We start from the raw sequence: 18550 nt of genomic DNA on the forward strand, positions 1-18550 counted from the left end.
AATGAAGATCGTATTAGATTCTAACATTCTTGTATCTGCCATTGGCAAGCGTAGTCCGTTAAGACCAATCTGGCAGTCTTTTGTTGATGGCAAATATCAACTTATCGTATCAGAACATATTTTAAAGGAATATGAAGAGATACTTGAAATCCATTCGGCACCTGGCGCTGTTCAGATCGTGATGGAGATCTTTATTGAAGCCCCTAATGTTATATCACAAAATATCTACTATAACTGGGATGCTATTATAGCCGATGCTGACGACAATAAGTTTTTTGACGTTGCAATAGCATCAAATGCTGATTTTTTGGTAACCAACGACAGGCATTTTGATGCAGTAAAAAACAACCCGTTTCCAAAGGTCAAAATCATCAATTCAGATGAGTTTTTAACCCTTCTTCGCTGATCCCTGTTTCTTCAAAGCCTTCTGCTTAGCCTGCGATAGTGGCGCGTGCGGGTTATAATCCAGCGCCAGTTTTACCCAGTGCTGCAGGTTCTCGTGGTTATGCATCGAGTCATAGTCTACAAACAGGTAGCTTTTAACAGGCTTACCCTGGTGTACCATCGGCTGGCGACCGTCTTTTCCTATTTCCTGCTCGTACACTTCGGGGTCTATACGTACCAATAAAGTATCTTTCTTTACGCCGATGCAAACCTTGTCGTTCACCATAAAGCAGAGGCCGCCAAACATCACTTTTTCTTCTACGTTGTCGGTGCGGTCGGCAATCATTTCGCGTACCTGGTTGGCTATTTTTTCGTCGAAGGGCATAAAAGTCAGTTTAAGTGATTATTGATTCATGAGCACGCGGCACATTCACTGCAACTCAAATTTAAGCATTCAACATTGAAACCATCGGGCTAAAATTCGTTATGAATATAGGTCATGATGCGCACTACCTCCTCCCGCACTTTTGCGGCCGGCTGCGGGAAATTGTTATTCATAAAACTAAAAGCCAGGTGTTTGCCCTTCCGGGTGATGAGGTAACCGCTCTGATTATAATTATTACTAACCGTGCCCGTTTTGGCCCAAACAAAAGGCTGGCCGTTATCTGTTTGATAAGCTTTTTTGATAGTGCCTACCACACCTCCTATAGGCATCAGGCTGTGCAGTAACTCATCATTGTTTACCTGCTGGCGTATTTTTAACAGCAGCTGCAAAATGCTGCGCGGGGTCATCAGGTTATAGCGTGACAGGCCAGATCCATCTAACCAAATGGGTTTATCGGGCAGATCAGCCAAAAGGTTATTAATAGCGTAGTTAATAACCGAGTCTTTATTCATCACCCCAAACTTTGTGGCCGAACATACCAGCAGCAGTTGCTCGGCAATAAAGTTATCGCTGGGTTGCAGCATGTGGCGGTAAACGGTATCGGCATTAAGATCATAAACTGTTTTGACGTCAGTTGGTACTGGCAGGTGTACCAGGCCAATTGATCGTTTCAGGGTATCCTGCAACAAGATTAAAGTCAAAGCGGTTGATGTCTGCAACGGCACATCTTGCTCATAACCGGCAGGAACTGGTTTAGACGGATAAACAAAAGCGTTACTCAATAAATCGCGTTTAACCCGAAAGCCGACAGACTGGCTTGTACTATCAGTCTTCAATAACGGGTTAAAATAAGCAGGACTGGCAGCCAGCCTTCCGTCATCGTTATAAAGCTTCACCGTGTTACCATAAAGCGGCAACTCATTGATCTCGGTCTGGTAGTAGTCGTTATAATCATCCCAGGCCCAGCCGGCGCCAAGGATATTGTTTTGGTATCGGCCCGATGAAAAATACAAATGCCGTGTAGCGCTTTTCAGCACATCCAGCGCCCTTGTTCCTTTCAATTCCCGGTGCAATGTTCCCGGCGAACCGGTGCCCCAGAAAATCAGCGAATCGCCACGGGTAACGTACTGCAATGCAGGGACGGAATCGCCCAGCATTCGCAGGCAAGTATAAAAGGTAAACAGTTTAGTATTTGATGCCGGCGTAAAGTATTTGTCGGCGTTTTGTTCATAGACCACGCGCTGCTTATCCAGGTCGTAAAGCACAAAGCCGGCAAAGTGTCCATTCATCATTTCTGAGTGCCGGAAGAGCTTTTTCACCCTCCTTTTCCTGATGTGCTGAGCCTTTGCGGGAGCACTGATAATCAGACTGGTTACAAATAAAATTAATAGTGAATTAATCTTCATTTAATGTAAAATTATCATTACATTTAACTCTGCAATAATTTTTAGCGTGCAATATAACTCATTAAACCGGAACATATTTATGGCTTGGGCTATGCTGCTCATGCTGGTGGTTTTACCACGTTTTAGCCACGCCCAGTTTTTTGATATTGATAGCAATCAAAGGCGTGTTAACATCCCATTCCGCATTGTACGCAACATGGTTATTGTGCAGCTCAACATTAACCATAAAGGCCCGTTTAACTTTGTGCTGGATACCGGCGTAGGCGTAATGGTAATTACCGATACTACGCTGATAGACTCTTTGGGCAATATCCCACGCCGCAACATCAAACTTTTTGGCCTGGGCGGCGAAGAATGCGAAGCTTATGTTACGCCCAACCTGCATATTACTATGCCCTATCTTTCCAGCCACAATGTTGCCGCCGCGGTTCTAAAGAAAGACCACTTTGATCTGTCGGGCTATGCGGGGATGCCTATCCACGGCTTGCTGGGGTATGACTTTTTTAACAGCCTGGCTGTTAAGCTGAATTTTACCGATAGCGTAATGACCGTAACACACCCCGAAGATGCAGGTAAATTAATGCGCAACGGCGTTAAAGTACCCATCACCATAGAAAATAAAGAACCTTATGCCGTTACCACCATCAAACTGCCCGATGGCAAACAGATCAGCGCTAAAATGGTGGTGGATATTGGCGCAGGGCACCCCATCTCGCTGGAAAGCATGTTGCAGCAAAATGGCTTACCGCAAAACTTTATTGTAGCTAATCTGGGCGTGGGCCTTACCGGGCCGGTATCGGGTTTTGTGAGCCGGGTGCCGGAGTTTGATATCGGCAACAAAAAACTGAAAGATGTGCTCACCTCCTTCCCTGATATGAATTATCTGCGCAAACAGATGCATATTGTACCGCGCGACGGTAACATTGGCCTGGGCATACTAAAACGCTTTACGGTGGTATTTGATTATACCAACAATGCCATGTACCTCAAGGCAACATCGCGCTTAAAAGATCCCTTTGAGCACGATATGAGCGGTATGGAGTATTATTTTGACGGCGATAATTATGACCGCCTGATTGTAGGGCGCGTAGAACCGGGCTCGGCCTCTGACGAGGTTGGCCTGCAAAAGAACGATGAAATTACCGCCATCAACTTTAAGCCGGTAGACAAAATGAGCATTGAGGACATAGATAACCTGTTCCGCTCTAAAGACGGCCGGAGCCTGCTGCTATACGTAAGCCGCGGCAAAGAGATTTTGCGGATCATTCTTACATTAAAACGCCGCGTTTAGCTATTATTTTAGCTGACTGATGTTTTCAAAAAAAGCGGTCTGCAGATCCAGCAAGGATTTTACCTTTATTTTTTCGCCATAAGTATCAAAGCAGAGAAACTTTGATTTCTCTGGCTCTCCTTTCTTTTCTTTTTCAAAAAAGTTGAAGGTTTCGTAAAAATAATGGTTGGTGGTGATGTTACTTTTACGATCTACAGTAGAAGAATTAAGCCTGAACCCGATCCCATCAATCCATTGATGAACCTTGGAGTATAAAGATGCCCTGATGTTGCTCATAAACTAGATGATTTGTTAACTTTAACGAAACGATTAAAAGGTTTGTTTTCTTATACATTAACAGAGTTATAAACCCATGTTAATAAAACGTGTTAATAACCAACAAGATACATTTGTTACAACATCAAGCAGTACAACATACAACTATAACCTTGGTTTACCTAAAAGCAACCACCTGTGTGCAACGGACATCTAATATAGAGCATTTTGCCGTAGGTTAGGTATACATATTGGTATACATAATTGGCCAATTATTAACTTTTTATCTAACACATGTTAATTATTATTACCTCCTATCAACAAACCCTGCCTCCTGTTTGTAACCGTTTATAAAGTTGTTAATCAATTGTTTTAAATAGATATTTGCATTTATGAGGAAACTATACAGGTACGTTTTACTGATTACCTTGCTTGCTGTTGGCATTTGGGCCGGCTGTAAAAAAGGCGACAAGGGCGATAAAGGCGATACCGGAGCCACAGGTGTAGCAGGATCTACCGGCGCCACCGGGCCAGGCGGACCGCAAGGAGCCAACGGCTCTACCGGGGCAACGGGCAGTACCGGGGCCACCGGCGCTACAGGTGCAACCGGACTAACCGGTGCCACCGGCGTTACTGGCGCAACTGGCCTTACCGGCAGCACCGGAGCAACTGGCTCTACCGGTGCAACAGGCGCTACAGGGCCTGCAGGTGGACCGCAAGGGTCAACCGGAGCCACTGGTGCTACAGGTGCCACGGGCGCAGCAGGATCAGGCGCGAGCAGTTACCTGTTACTCAACCAATCTGTTACCCTTACCGGCGTTACCCGTTTTAATATTGCGGCCATTACCCAGGATATTGTTGATAAAGGCGCCATATTGGTGTACTTTAGAAGCACAGGCACCACCACCTGGTATGCCCTGCCATATACGGAGGACGATCGCAGCCTGCGCCTGTCTGACTATGGCTTGGGATACATTGAGGTAAAAGCCAATTTTAACTCAAACGGACTGGATTTCAGGGTAGTACTCATTTCTGGCAGCTCACTCACCACATTATCGGTTACACATCCCGGTTTAAATCTCAGCGATTATAACCAGGTAAAAAATGCGTTGCAGATTATCCAGTAAACGCTTAATATTTCTATTACAAAGCCGGCTGGTCCGGCTTTTTTTATATCTATGTGTAACAATGCTATGAATATTTAATATTTGCGGCAAAGAAATTGAACTTTTGCAGGCCGAATGGTGTTTTTACAGCTTAAAAATAAGCCGCTTAACACCTATCGGGCTCATATAAACCAAGATGAAACATTTAAACCTATTAGTAATTATCGTATTATTTTTTTGTGGCCTGGCAAGGGCACAAAACGCGCATGACATAACGGGATCGATCATCGATACCACCAAAATGACCGTGCCGGGAGCCAGTGTTAAACTGAAAACAGATCTGGGCGATAGCACCGTACGCGTTACCGGCATTGATGGCAAGTTTACCTTTGCCGGTATAAAAGCCAATAAAATCACCCTCACTATTAGCTCTATCGGCTACCAGGGGGTCATCAAACATTTCACTTTTGCTAATGACGATAAACCGCTTAACATCGGCGCGGTGATATTAAAAACCACCTCAAAAATGCTGAGCGGTGTAACCATTGTGGGCATCAACCCTGTTGTGTTAAAAGAAGACACCACTCAATATAGTGCAGCAGCCTACAAAGTGCGCGATAATGCCCCGGTTGAAGACCTGGTAAAGAAACTACCGGGTGTAGACGTGGACGCCGATGGCAACGTGAGCACCAAGGGTAAACAAATTACCAAGGTGCGCATTAACGGCAAAGACGTTTTTGGCGGCGATTTACAGAGTATTACCAAAAACCTGCCTGCAGATGTGGTAGAAAACATCCAGATGATTGATGATTATGGCGATCAGGCCAACCTTACCGGCATCAAAACCGGCGAGCCCAACCAGATCATGAACATCACCATCCGTAAAGATAAAAACTACGGCTACTCGGCCAACGTAACCGGCGGTGCCGGTAAAGATGCTTTGCCTGCTCCAGAGCCCAATGATACCCGCTACAGCGGCCTGGTGAATGTGTTTAAATTTAAAGGCGATCAGCAGATTTACCTGTTGGGTAACCTGAACAACACTAATGCCCGCACCTTCAACTTTGGTGGCGGCGGCGGTGGAGGTGGTGGCTTCGGCGGCGGCGGTGGCGGCGGTCGTGGTAATGCAGCCCGTGGCGGTGGTGCCGGCAATGCGGGTGTATCTACCCAAAACGGTATTACAGCAATGCATTCTGGTGGCATTAACTACCGCGATCAGTGGGGTAAATGGTCTGTATACGGCAGCTATAGTGTGGCTGATAATACCACCAACACCATCAGCAGCACCAAGCAAGAATCCATCAACGGTACTACCTCTGTTATTAACAACCAGGCCAGTAACGATAAGGAAGAAGATATTAACCACCGATTTACCTGGAACATGGAGTGGAAACCAGATACCATTAACTATCTGAAAATCACGCCAACGTTCTCATACGCCAAAACCATTACCAACTACAGCGATGAGGTAAACAAGATCAACATCACTGACACCAAAACGCAGGCTACCCACTATACATCAACGGCGTTAAACAGCATTTCTACCTCACCAAGCTATGGTGCGGCCATTTTGTATAACCACCGTTTTATGGGCAGCGGCCGTAACTTCAGTGTGTTCATCAACGCCAGCACCAGTCATAGCGATGCCGATCAAAACCCGATCTATACTTACCTTACTGGCCCTCACAGCGTGCCTGCAAACCAGCTTATCAGCAACGGAAGCCTGTCTAACAGCATCAGCAGTCAGTTCTCTTATATCGAGCCATTAAGCAAGCGCTCATTTTTGGAGGCCAACTATACCTACAGCCGTTCTCATACCACCAGTGATAAGGAAACAGACACTCTGACCACAACCAATACTTATACACGCTATAACGCTGCCAGCAATAGCTACGCGTTTGATTTCACTACCAATCGTTTCGGTTTAAACTATCGCTTTATTGAGCAGAAGTACAACTACACATTGGGCATAGCGGTGCAACCTGCCACGTTGCAAGGCTCATCGCTACTGGCAGCTCCTATTACTAAAAACACCTTTAACTGGATACCTACCGCGCGTTTCATTTACAACTTCTCTCGCAGTCAGTCATTCAGTGCTAACTACAACGGCTCCAGCAATCAGCCAACCTTTAGTCAGTTACAGCCGGTGTATGATTATTCAAACGCGTCTTACCCGGTAATTGGTAATGCCAATCTGAGTCCAGAGTTTAATCATAATATCCAGATCAGGTATAATCAATTCAGTTTCCAGACAGGTGATGTGATGTTCTTTAACCTGAACTTTACCAAAACGGATAATAAGATCGTTACCAACTCTATTACCTATCCAACCCATTACAGCCAAAACACAAGGCTGCAAAATACCATCACCTCGGCCTATTTAAATGCCGATGGATATTATACCGGCAACTTCCAGTTCACCTATGCCAAACCATGGCAAGCACGTAAATACACGCTTGCGCTGAACGGCAATATTAACTACACCAATAACATTGGATACCTGACCTCTATAGATTCTATTGCCCCTTTACGCACAGACTCTATCAGTCTGAAAAACATTGCCAGATCATTAACCTTTACGCCAAACATCAGTTTCCGTACAGATATTACCGACGTGATTGACAGCCGTTTGCAGTTGGGATATTCAATTACCAAGGTTGACAATTCGGTTAAGACCGCTTTAACCCAAGCCAGCTCTAACGTACGTGCGTTTACTGTTGGCCTGAACGGTAAAAACTATTTCTGGAAAGACTGGACACTGAGCTATGATTACAGTAAGGTATTCAACTACGGCTATACGCAAAAGGTAACCAACCCTAACCTGCTGGCCGTTTATGTGGAACGCCGTTTCCTGAAAAACAACATGGCTACGCTCCGCGCGGCGGTGAATGATGTATTTAACCAAAATGCCGGCTACTCTTTGGCAGCAGCTAATGGCGGCACTACCGAGACCAGCGTTAACCGACTGGGCCGGTACTTCCTGCTTACCTTAAACATCCGCCTGCAAAAATTTGCGGGTAAAGCGCCAGACAATGGCTTTGGTCCGGGTAATGGCGGTGGCCGTCACAATCGCGAAGGCCGCGGTGGCGGTGGCTTCGGAGGTGGAGGTGGAGGCGGCGGCGGCTTTGGTGGCGCATTCTAAAGAAACAACAGATGAATTGATAAAAGAAGAACCCCGGTCAGATGATGTATCTGCCGGGGTTTCCTTTTTATGTATCATTTGGAGCTGGCTCAGCGAGCCACAAATATGTGGCTCTTCGGATGTTTCAATCGCTCATTGAGTCTTCGAGACACTAAGAAAACCCTTATAATCATCGAAGCCATGCCATGCGAAGCTTATCGAAACATAACGGCCATAGGCCACCACGCGCCCTTCTACAAAGTTCAGGGTGACACCCATTTATTCACTTCAGAACTGTATGCCGCGGATTCCTTGATTAATCGCATTTATTTTCTGGCGCTATCCGCGTTCTTCAAACTACTTACCTTGCGTTCCCCTTTCATCTTAGAGGCGGCTACCAGCGCATCATAAGCGTTAACAATGCCGCCAGTTCTACTTAGGGTAGTAAAATCCACTTTCTTGTCTTTATCGCCCGGCAGGTTAACCATTAGGCCTGTCAAGGGCTTGGCCGATTGCAGGATGGCCGCCTTGATCTGGCGTGCGCTCAGGCTGGGATAGTATTCTAATATCAGCGCCGCAATACCGGCTGTAATAGGCGATGCAAAGCTGGTACCGTCTTCCGTTTCAATGTCTCCATCATTGGTTACCGAGGTCACTTTGGCACCGGGCGCAAAAACATCAACAGTGTTTTTACCGTAGTTACTAAAATCAGCCGCCAGGTTTTCGCCTTTACGTGCGGTTGATGCGCCAACATCAATAAGGCTTATGCCAATGGGCCTGCCGTCATCAGCAGTGGTATTAGGGAAGCTTGGCTCTTTATCCAGATTAGCATTGTCATTACCTGCAGCCTGCACCATCAGCACGTCGTGTTGGGCGGCGTAGCGCATGGCATCATCAACCCACTGTTTGTGCGGCGATATCTTTTTTCCAAAGCTCATGTTTATAATCTGCGCCCCGTTATCTACCGCATAGCGAATGGCGTGAGCAATATCTTTATCATACTCATCACCATTAGGCACGGCTTTAATAGCCATAATACGCACATTATCGGCCACGCCATCAATACCGTAACCATTGTTACGCTTGGCAGCAATAAAACCGGCCACCATTGTGCCGTGCATGGCATCCTGCCATTTTAAAAGATTGTTGCCGTAGCCCGGTTTGTCAGCATAAACATCCGGGTTGTCGCCTACAATATTTTTGCGGGCCTCCAGATCGGGGTTCAGGTCGTTATTCAATTTGGTGAGATACTCGTTCAGATCCTTGATCACCTTGGCGTTATCAGAGTCAGGCCCTTCTTGTGTAAAGAACGATGCCCAGACGTTTTTGCACTCCTTTACGGTATCGTTAGTGGTGGTGATCCTGTCCAGATCTTTCAGTGTAAAAACATCGTTCGGCCCCATGTGCAGTTCGCGTTTAACAAACACACTGGTACCTACTAGTATATTCATTACAGGCGATAACTGATCGTATTCCGTACGCGATTTGAACACGGTCGAGTCATGCACGGCTTGCACGCGCAGCCAATATTTGTAAGCTTTATCATTAGGCGATGATGGTCGTGCCAGCATCCATTTATCTTTCAGGCGGGCATACTCGCGCACCTCTTCTGTAGTCTCGTTAAAATCGCATTTTGCACCGGCACCGCCCAAAAAGTTCCAGCCGTGCACATCATCAATATAACCGTTATGATCATCGTCCTTACCGTTACCTGGAATTTCTTTGGTGTTTGTCCATAGTATGTCTTTAAGATCTTTTTGCAGGGTATCAACGCCGCTATCAATGGTCGCCACCGTTACCTGTTTACTCCTTTTGCCTTTCAAAAAGCCATAGGCTTTACTCAGGCTAATGCCGAAGTAACCGTCGGTAGCCAAATCCAAAGCGTGCCAGTTTTTAGGGGCCGCAGGCTCTGCCTTGGGTATAGGAGGCAGATCTTGCGCCTGCATCTGGAAGCCTGTCAGGAGCGTCGCGCTCGTCAACAAGCCGGTAATCAATTTCTTAATGTTCATTCAATAGGGTTTATGTATATATTTCATTTATGTCAAAAATTGCATAAGCCGCCCAGCTCTCTTCAAAAGAGGGGGAGTTTATATTGATGAGGATAAGGAAAGGCTCTACTTTAGAGAGGATTATTCAGGATAAATGTTTTAAAAGCCTTCATGAAGGCTTCGTTATCTAGCTGAGGTTTAGACCGATGCTCTGCATTACTCACAGATCAAACCTGATGCCTTGCGCCAGCGGCAAACTTGTTGAATAATTAACCGTGTTGGTTTGCCTGCGCATGTAGGCCTTCCAGGCATCAGAACCCGACTCACGGCCACCGCCCGTCTCCTTCTCGCCGCCAAACGCACCGCCAATCTCTGCGCCCGATGTGCCGATATTCACATTGGCTATGCCGCAATCAGAACCGGCGTACGACAGGAATTGCTCCGCCTCACGCAAATTATTGGTCATGATGGCTGACGACAGGCCCTGCGGCACGTCATTTTGCATAGCTATTGCTTCATCCAGTTCTTTATAACGTATTAAATACAAAATTGGTGCAAAGGTTTCATGCTGAACGATGGTCATATTATTACGCACCTCGGCAATCGCCGGTTTTACATAGCAGCCAGATTCATAACCCTTGCCGGTAAGCACACCGCCGGCCACCACAAAATTGCCGCCTTCAGCTTTGCACTTATCGATGGCATCCAGATAGATACGCACCGCGTCCTGATCAATCAACGGCCCCATATGAAACTGCTCATCCAGCGGATTGCCTATTCGCACCTGTCCGTAAGCCTTTACCAAACGGTCTTTAAAATTTTGATAAATACTTTCATGAATAATCAGCCGGCGGGTTGTTGTACAGCGCTGACCGGCCGTACCCACTGCGCCAAACACGGCACCAATCAGTGCCATATCCAAATCGGCATCCGGCGTGATGATGATGGCATTGTTACCACCAAGCTCTAGCAAGCTCCTGCCCAACCTTGCAGCCACAGCAGCGGCAACAGCCTTACCCATCCGGGTTGAACCCGTAGCCGATACCAGCGGAACGCGCGGATCATTCGCCATCAGCTCACCTACCTCGCGGTCGCCTATCACCAGGCATGACACACCGTCGGGCACATTGTTGGCCGCAAAAACCTCGTGCACTATATGCTGGCAGGCAATAGCTGTTAAAGGCGTTTTTTCTGATGGTTTCCACAGGCATACATCACCGCACACCCAGGCCAGCATGGCATTCCAGCTCCACACCGCCACCGGGAAGTTAAAGGCCGATATAATGCCTACCACTCCCAGCGGATGATACTGCTCAAACATACGGTGCTGCGGGCGCTCACTGTGCATGTGCAAGCCGTAAAGCTGACGGCTCTGCCCCAGGGCAAAATCGCAAATGTCAATCATCTCCTGCACCTCGCCGTAACCCTCCTGCAGGCTCTTGCCCATCTCGTAGCTCACCAGCCTGCCCAGGTCATGTTTGTACTTGCGCAGGGCCTCCCCTATCTGCCTCACAATCTCGCCGCGCTTGGGTGCCGGCATAGTTCTCCACACCGGAAAAGCCGCCCTGGCAGCCTCAACTGCCTGCTCGTAATCGGCCACACCGGCCATTCTTACCGAGGCGATCTTTTGCCCGTCAACCGGCGAAATGATGTCTTTCACGCGGGCTCCAGCGGCACTGCCTGAGTGGCCGCCTATACTAAAAGCGTCATTTACAGCGTTAATACGTAAACGACTGATGATTGGTGCGATGTCGAAGCTCATCTTTTGCATTTTCTCAAAGTTATCATCTTGCTTATAAATAAGTGTGCGGCGCGCATTATTTACTTGGTATTTATTATCAATCAGTTATCTGCACATTTGTTTAAAAAGTAACACTTTGTTGAAAACTTAATTTACTTTTTGGCTCTTTTACACTGTAATTTAATCTCCGTAAACGAAGCCTGAACCGATCAAAGACAGTCGTTTTTACTTGAAATAGCGTTGAATGGAAGAAGAATTTGAATTTGACTACAGTGAGGATCCAAAATTCTCTGTCGAACGTTACGAAGAGATGATCCGCAATCATGATCAATATTTCTTTGATGCGCAAGCCTTTGAGAATATCATTGATTATTACATCGAAAAGAACGACCCCGCCAAGGCCCTGCAAGTGGTGGAGTACGCTCGCAGCCAGCACCCCTTTGCTTCTGTTTTCCTGGTAAAACAAGCCCAGCTGCTGGTGGTAACCAACCGTATTGGTGATGCGCTAGCTGCGCTTGACAAAGCCGAACTGCTGGAAGCCGGCGAAGCCGACATCTACATCATCCGTGGTAACTTGTTTGAGAACATGGAGCGTTACAGCGAAGCGCTGGAGAATTACGAGCGCGCGCTTGACCTGGCCGAAGAAACCGACGACATTTTACTGCACATTGCCTACGTTTATCAAAACATGGGCGATTATGATACGGCCATTACTTACCTGAAACTGTGCCTGCAGCAGAACATGGAAAACCAGGATGCGCTTTACGAACTGGCCTTCTGTTACGATGTAATGGACAACCAGGAAGAGAGCGTGCAGTTTTACATGCAATACATCGATAACGAGCCTTACAGCTACGCTGCCTGGTACAACCTGGGCAACGCCTACACCAAGCTGAGCCTGTTTGAGAAAGCGATTGACGCGTATGATTATGCCATCCTGATTAAAGACAGTTTTGCATCGGCCTACTTTAATAAAGGTAACGCCCTGGTAAACCTGGAAAAATATGCCGAAGCTATTGAAGTATACCGCCAAACCTTTGAGTATGAGCAACCTAATGCCGATACTTATTGTGCCATTGGCGAATGCTATGAGAAGCTGGAGCAGATGGATGAGGCGCGCTCATTCTACAAAAAGGCCGTTAAAATGGACCCAAAACTGGGCGATGCCTGGTTTGGCATAGGTGTTACGCTTGATTTTGAAGAGCGTTTCTTTGAGGCCCTGCACTTCTACAAAAAAGCGCTGGACCTGGATATTGCCAATGCCGATTATTGGTTTGCCATTGCCGATGCCGAGTACAAACTGGGCCATATGCCAGAGGCTGAATCAGCGTATGAGAAGGTGGTAGAGCTGAACCCGATTGATGTGGATGCCTGGCTGGATTACTCTTCTATCCTGTACGAGCAAGAGCGCCTGCACGATGCCATTGAGGTAATTGCCGAGGCCATTAAAAACAACCCTGACTCGGCAGAATTATACTACCGCATGGTTGCCTACCTGTTTGCCAAAGGCGAGTATTCAGAAGCGATGAATCACCTGGAAATGGCGCTTGCCGCTGATCCTGATAAACACTACATCCTGTTTGATTACCTGCCGCAGTTGCAGAAAAACAAGGTGATACTGGATATCATTAACCGTTATGCCCGCTAATAACCAATTATAAGTCTCCCATGTGAGAAAAAAGCCCCGCGTTCATGTCCGAACCGGGGCTTTTGTTTTTACCGCTCCTAATCCTCTCCAAAGGGGAATAGCCCATCAAATGGCAGGAATATAATAAATCCCTCCTTGGGGAGGGGCGCGGTGGCTTTGTGAAGTGGCGGGGAGGGGTTTATATCGTATGCAATCGCATAAACCCCTCCCTACACCCTCCCAAGGGAGGGAATCGCACTGGCCTTCGCGTCTTTAGATGCTTACTGCCTCTTTATGGGCTAATCCTCTCTAAAGGAGAGGGGTTGGGGAGAGATCCTATATTACTTTCCACCACGTGTGCCTGCGCCATCATGTGCGGGCACGGCTTCAGGAGTGATGTCATTATCGGCCACTAATAAATCGGCTTCATGCTGCCAGTCGCCCGGGCCGCTAATCAGGTATAGTTTATCGTTATAGAAATAGAGCCATTTATAGGTAAGATTGGTGTTATTTACCCCTGGAGCAAACCCCATAGCGTAGGATACAACTTCAATATTACCATTTGGATACTTGCGGGCGCCAATCACCGCATCCGGTTTCTTGCCCATATTGGCATAAACTGTGGCTTTATCCATACCGATAGATAACTTGGTTAAATCTGGCAGGCGCAAAGCAGCACAAGAAGAGAAAAATAAGGCACAAATAATTACGACGAGAAAAGGCTTAATGGTGGTTTTCATAATTGTGATGTTTGTGTGTTTGTTGATGTTTATTTGACCGCATAGATAGCTAATTGGTTTAATCAGTACGGCTTTTTTTTGCACACTATCAATCAACATGTTACGTCAAAACGCTAGGATTTTTCATTGATTTTACTACCTTTGATACTGGAAAACTTTTAGTTATAGGCTATAAATATGAATTATCACATAACTGATCTACCCGAGCGTTCTGTGAAGCCACGCGAAAAAGGCTTAACCATGATTATGGATAAAGGCCTGAGCCTGCGCGGTGTGGAAGACCTGATTGAAACAGCCGGTCCAAATACCGACATTGTAAAGCTGGGCTGGGCAACATCATATGTTACCCCTAATCTGGACGAGAAACTGAATCTTTACCGCAGTGCCGGTATCCCCGTGTATTTTGGTGGAACACTATTTGAAGCGATGATTGTACGCGGACAGTTTGATGATTACCGTCGCCTGCTCGATAAATACAAACTGGAGCACGCCGAAGTGTCAGACGGGTCGATCACCATTGCACACGATGAAAAATGCGAGTATATCCGCCTGCTGAAAGAGCAGGTGACGGTTATATCTGAAGTTGGATCAAAAGACGTGCAAAAGATTTTTGCCCCCTACCGTTGGATCCAACTGATGAAGGCCGAACTGGAAGCCGGTAGCTGGAAGGTAATTGCCGAGGCCCGCGAGAGCGGCAACGTGGGCATTTACCGTGATTCTGGCGAGGTGCGACAGGGATTGGTTGACGAGATATTAACACAGATCCCCGAAGAAGCCATTATCTGGGAAGCACCGCAGAAAGCGCAGCAGGTATGGTTTATCAAACTACTGGGTGCCAATGTTAACCTGGGCAATATTGCCCCGACAGACATGATTCCGCTGGAAACCATCCGCCTGGGATTACGCAGCGATACTTTTGATCATTTCCTAAACCAGCCCCACTTATTGGGCAAAATTTAACACAATAACAGACAGCCGGTTTATTAAAAAGCCGGCTGTTTCTTTTTCGTGTCCCTTTTTATGCGCAAATTTGTCACCGTTGGCAAAATTGATCAATGACATTCGAAGAGTTTTTTAAAAAGAAAAAGATACACCTTTCTGCCCTGCAGCAAACCGAACCGGCACTCTACACCGAGTTTGAGGTTCACTATGCGCAAATGGGCGAGAAAAGCTTCGATTATACCAAGAAATATTGGTTCAATAAGCTACGCCTGCAATTCCCATTACCTGCTGAGGTAAAAACCGAAAAGGTAATTATAGAAAACAAGCTGGCCGAACAAACCATCACCGAGTCGCTTTCAGAACCAACCAAAGCCAATGTAGGTTTTAAACCACGTTTCAAGGCTGCCCCGGCACAAACAGAAGAACCGGCGGCACCTGTACCGACACAAACCGAAAGCCCGGCAGAGCCAACCAAACCGGCCACAGGTTTCAAGCCAAGATTTAAACCATCTATGGCGCCAAAGCCTGCGGAAGATAAGCCAGCCGAAGCAACTCCAGCCACACCTGAAAATAAAACGGAAGAAACACCAGCCGCAGAACCGGCAGCCAAACCAGTAGGCTTCAAACCGAGATTTAAGGCTGCTGCACCGGCTCAACCGGAAGCTCTGAAAGAAACGACAGAAACGCCATCGGCCCCCGAAGATAAGTCTGAAGAAACACCGGCGGCGGAGCCAGCTGCTAAACCCGTGGGCTTTAAGCCGAGGTTTAAAGCTGCTACACCGCCAAAGCAAGTAGATTCACCAAAAGCTGAATCTACTGCAGAAGAAACGGCATCAGCTACAGAAGCAAAAAACGAAGAAGCCAAACCGACTGAGCCTACAGCTAAACCAATGGGCTTTAAACCGCGTTTCAAAACCGCTACGTCTTCTCCAACTGAAGCACCAAAGATAGAAGTCCCTGCAGAAGCACCGGCTGCTCCTGACGCAAAAGCCGGAGAAGCTATACCTGCAGAAACTAAAGAGGAAGAACCGGCAGCCAAATCACTTGGATTTAAGCCTCGGTTTAAAACAACAGCGACTCAACAACCTGCCGAAGAAACACCAACAGCACCAGCATCTGCATCTGCATCAGAAGAAATATCTGCAACAAAAGAGGAAGAGCCAAAGGCTGATGAACCGGCCAAGCAACTCGGTTTCAAGCCTCGTTTCAACGCTGCACGAATGGCAAAGCCAAAGCCACCGGAAGAGGAATAAGATCTTTATTTTTCGTCATTTCTCCATCACACATGCCCTCGCTTGTTTGTCGAAATAACAACGGGTTTAGTTATATTTGTATATATCACCGTAAAAACCCTTGGGAGAGGGAATAGTGAGCATTGGATAAAGTACAAGTTTTAGCACGATACATGCCCCCTGATGCAGCGCCGCTGATTGGCCGCTGGATTGATCATTTCAAGTGCGAGTTCAAAATATCGCGCAACCGCAACAGCAAGTTTGGCGATTATCGCCCACCTTTTGGCGGCAAAGGCCATCGTATCTCCGTTAATTATGATCTGAATGTATACGCCTTCCTGGTGACTACCGTGCACGAGTTTGCGCACCTGCACACCTGGAACCAGCATCAGCATAAAGTAAAACCGCATGGCACGGAGTGGAAAGAGAACTTTAAAAAGATGATGCAGCCTTTCTTTGAGAAAGATGTTTTCCCGGCGGATGTAAAGCAGGCCATTGTAGCCTACCTCAGCAACCCCGGCGCCTCCAGCTGTACCGATCTGAATCTGTATCGTTCGCTACGCAAATATGACGCGCCCAAGCCAGACGCCGTCACAGTAGAGAAGCTGCCGTTCAAAGCAGTCTTTAAGCTGAAAGACGGCCGCGTGTTTAGGAAAGAAGAACAACTACGCAAGCGTTTTAAATGTATTGAACTGGCCACACGGCGGGTTTATTTATTTAGCCCGGTAGCAGAGGTTGAATTGGTGCGGGAGGCGAGTTAACACATATTAAGCTCCTGTCATTGCGAGGAGGAACGACGAAGCAATCTCGTCGCAGGACAAATTGAACGCGACGAGATTGCTTCGTCACCCGTTGGCGCTTATCCCGCGCTATTCCTCGCAATGACAAATAGCAACTTAAAAAGAAAAGCCACGCTTCCGCGTGGCTTTTCTTTTATATGATCCCTTACAATTATCTTCTGCGGCCAAAGATGCGCAGCAGGTAAATAAACAGGTTCACAAAGTCGAGGTATAACGACAGGGCGCCCATTAGTGCCAGCTTAGGAGCGTTGGCATCGCCATACTCCAAACCTTCGCCAATGCGTTTCAGCTTTTGTACGTCATAAGCGGTTAAACCTACAAAAATGGCTACACCCAGGTAACTGATAATGTAGTCTAAACCTTCGCTACGCAAAAACATATTTACTACGGTAGCCACAATCACACCTATCAGTGCCATAATCAGCAATGAGCCGAATTTGGTCAGATCCTGATGAGTAACATAACCGGCAACCGCCATTACACCAAAAATTACCGATGCAGTAATAAACACGCCCAAAACAGAGCCCGGCGTAAATGCCAGCAACAAACCCGATAAACTGATGCCGGTAACCGCTGCATAAGCAATAAACAACACGGCCAGCACAGGGTAAGAAATACGGTTAAAACCAAAGCTGATCAACAGCACAAACGCCAATGGCGAAAAGGCTGCCAGCAGACCAAGCCCGGTTAATGAATGCGTTTCCTGGTTAACTATATAAGCACGCATATCTACGTTAAAGGCAAACAAAGCCGCCAAACCGGCAGATACGGCCAGCGCACCAAACATCCATAAAAATACGTTTGCCATAAATTTACGGGTGGTAGATGGATTGCTGTCCAGCTGTATTACACTATCATAAGTGTAGTTTCTGTTATTTTCCATTTTTTATGTATGTTCTGTTATTTGAAATATAAAGATACAAAATGTTGATGAAGGTTTAATTAAGCCGGCGCATTAGCTGTTCTTCTACCCGCTTAAATACCTGTATTGGCTTAAGCGTACGCCAGTTCAGTTCATCCAGCTCGCCGCCAAAATTAATATAATAGTCGATATTACTATGTTTAAACTCGTTAATCACGTGCTCTCTGAAGTTGATACCCGCAATCCAGCCATCTTCCAGTTCAGAGAACCATTCTTCGTAATAGCAATCATCCGATGCATGGAAGTTTAAAATATTCTCACCAATCAGGATGAATTTGTCTATCCCCTGGTCTACCATTAAATCTATCAGCTCGCATTTCAGCATCATAATATCATTGTTAATGGCATCGTTCCACTCGCCAATAAACTCAATGATGCTGTAGCCACGTTCATAATCCACAAACAACACTTTAAGATATAAAGTATTGGAGCCAAACGAATCCCATTGCGGGTGGATCAGGTAATTATACACCTGCTTATCAAACTCAAACTCGCTATACTCGGTAGAGTAAAACGGCGATTGTTCGTCTTCAGCCGCAACATAATCATCGCGCCAGCGGTAATATGGTTCTATCTCGTGCATTAAAAAAAATCGTTCCCTTCTCTAATT

The 18550-nt window shown here is 46.6% G+C and carries 16 protein-coding genes; 8 read left to right on the forward strand and 8 right to left on the reverse strand.

Annotated elements, in window-relative coordinates:
• Position 1 precedes the first annotated feature (1 nt).
• Positions 2–406 carry a putative toxin-antitoxin system toxin component, PIN family gene (locus tag ABZR88_RS18740; RefSeq protein ID WP_107827489.1) on the forward strand — a complete coding sequence of 135 codons (405 nt, stop codon included), beginning with the start codon at positions 2–4 and terminating at the stop codon, positions 404–406.
• Here ABZR88_RS18740 and ABZR88_RS18745 read toward each other — a convergent pair.
• Together ABZR88_RS18745 and ABZR88_RS18750 are read right to left on the reverse strand one after the other, a co-directional pair.
• Positions 389–769 carry a TfoX/Sxy family protein gene (locus tag ABZR88_RS18745; RefSeq protein WP_107827490.1) on the reverse strand — a complete coding sequence of 127 codons (381 nt, stop codon included), beginning with the start codon at positions 767–769 and terminating at the stop codon, positions 389–391. The genes ABZR88_RS18740 and ABZR88_RS18745 overlap by 18 nt on opposite strands.
• 89 nt (positions 770–858) lie before the next feature.
• Positions 859–2175 (reverse strand): D-alanyl-D-alanine carboxypeptidase/D-alanyl-D-alanine-endopeptidase, encoded by a 1317-nt coding sequence (locus ABZR88_RS18750; protein WP_107827491.1) that lies wholly within the window; start codon positions 2173–2175, stop codon positions 859–861.
• Positions 2176–2254: 79 nt separating this feature from the next.
• Here ABZR88_RS18750 and ABZR88_RS18755 point away from each other — a divergent pair, with 79 nt between their 5' ends.
• Positions 2255–3466, forward strand: a complete 1212-nt coding sequence (locus tag ABZR88_RS18755; RefSeq protein WP_107827492.1) for an aspartyl protease family protein — start codon at positions 2255–2257, stop codon at positions 3464–3466.
• A gap of 3 nt (positions 3467–3469) precedes the next feature.
• On the opposite strand, the gene ABZR88_RS18760 is transcribed toward ABZR88_RS18755, so the two are convergent.
• Positions 3470–3742 (reverse strand): hypothetical protein, encoded by a 273-nt coding sequence (locus ABZR88_RS18760; protein ID WP_107827493.1) that lies wholly within the window; start codon positions 3740–3742, stop codon positions 3470–3472.
• Positions 3743–4113: 371 nt separating this feature from the next.
• On the opposite strand from ABZR88_RS18760, the gene ABZR88_RS18765 reads away from it, so the two are divergent.
• Positions 4114–4848, forward strand: coding sequence for a collagen-like protein (locus ABZR88_RS18765; protein ID WP_107827494.1), 735 nt, complete (start codon positions 4114–4116; stop codon positions 4846–4848).
• Positions 4849–5023: 175 nt separating this feature from the next.
• Positions 5024–7969: an outer membrane beta-barrel protein gene (locus tag ABZR88_RS18770; RefSeq protein WP_107827495.1), complete on the forward strand. Its 2946-nt coding sequence runs from the start codon at positions 5024–5026 to the stop codon at positions 7967–7969.
• 305 nt (positions 7970–8274) lie between these two features.
• Here ABZR88_RS18770 and ABZR88_RS18775 read toward each other — a convergent pair whose 3' ends face one another.
• Together ABZR88_RS18775 and ABZR88_RS18780 are read right to left on the reverse strand one after the other, a co-directional pair.
• A complete protein-coding gene (locus ABZR88_RS18775; protein ID WP_107827496.1) occupies positions 8275–9957 on the reverse strand; it encodes a S8 family serine peptidase in 1683 nt (560 codons plus the stop codon).
• Between the two features lie 199 nt (positions 9958–10156).
• A complete protein-coding gene (locus ABZR88_RS18780; protein WP_107828022.1) occupies positions 10157–11698 on the reverse strand; it encodes an aldehyde dehydrogenase family protein in 1542 nt (513 codons plus the stop codon).
• Between the two features lie 223 nt (positions 11699–11921).
• Between ABZR88_RS18780 and ABZR88_RS18785 the strand changes: the two genes are divergently transcribed.
• The gene (locus ABZR88_RS18785) at positions 11922–13325 is read left to right on the forward strand and encodes a lipopolysaccharide assembly protein LapB (RefSeq protein ID WP_107827497.1); all 1404 of its coding nucleotides are present in this window, start codon (positions 11922–11924) and stop codon (positions 13323–13325) included.
• A 320-nt stretch (positions 13326–13645) separates the two neighbouring features.
• On the opposite strand, the gene ABZR88_RS18790 is transcribed toward ABZR88_RS18785, so the two are convergent.
• A complete protein-coding gene (locus ABZR88_RS18790) occupies positions 13646–14044 on the reverse strand; it encodes a hypothetical protein (protein ID WP_146166487.1) in 399 nt (132 codons plus the stop codon).
• A 177-nt stretch (positions 14045–14221) separates the two neighbouring features.
• Here ABZR88_RS18790 and ABZR88_RS18795 point away from each other — a divergent pair, with 177 nt between their 5' ends.
• From ABZR88_RS18795 to ABZR88_RS18805, 3 genes are all read left to right on the forward strand, one after another.
• On the forward strand, positions 14222–15004 hold the full coding sequence (locus ABZR88_RS18795; RefSeq protein WP_107827499.1) for a phosphosulfolactate synthase: 783 nt from the start codon (positions 14222–14224) through the stop codon (positions 15002–15004).
• Between the two features lie 95 nt (positions 15005–15099).
• Complete coding sequence (locus tag ABZR88_RS18800) at positions 15100–16239, forward strand: hypothetical protein (protein WP_107827500.1); 1140 nt, start codon at positions 15100–15102, stop codon at positions 16237–16239.
• A gap of 152 nt (positions 16240–16391) precedes the next feature.
• Complete coding sequence (locus ABZR88_RS18805) at positions 16392–16979, forward strand: SprT-like domain-containing protein (RefSeq protein ID WP_107827501.1); 588 nt, start codon at positions 16392–16394, stop codon at positions 16977–16979.
• 190 nt (positions 16980–17169) lie between these two features.
• Here ABZR88_RS18805 and ABZR88_RS18810 read toward each other — a convergent pair whose 3' ends face one another.
• Together ABZR88_RS18810 and ABZR88_RS18815 are read right to left on the reverse strand one after the other, a co-directional pair.
• Positions 17170–17901, reverse strand: coding sequence for a Bax inhibitor-1/YccA family protein (locus ABZR88_RS18810; protein WP_107827502.1), 732 nt, complete (start codon positions 17899–17901; stop codon positions 17170–17172).
• A gap of 55 nt (positions 17902–17956) precedes the next feature.
• Entirely contained in the window at positions 17957–18523 is a 567-nt protein-coding gene (locus ABZR88_RS18815; RefSeq protein ID WP_107827503.1) for a hypothetical protein, read from the reverse strand.
• Positions 18524–18550 lie beyond the last annotated feature (27 nt).

The sequence above is a fragment of the Mucilaginibacter yixingensis genome, assembly GCF_041080815.1.
GTDB classification, from domain to species: Bacteria; Bacteroidota; Bacteroidia; order Sphingobacteriales; family Sphingobacteriaceae; genus Mucilaginibacter; species Mucilaginibacter yixingensis.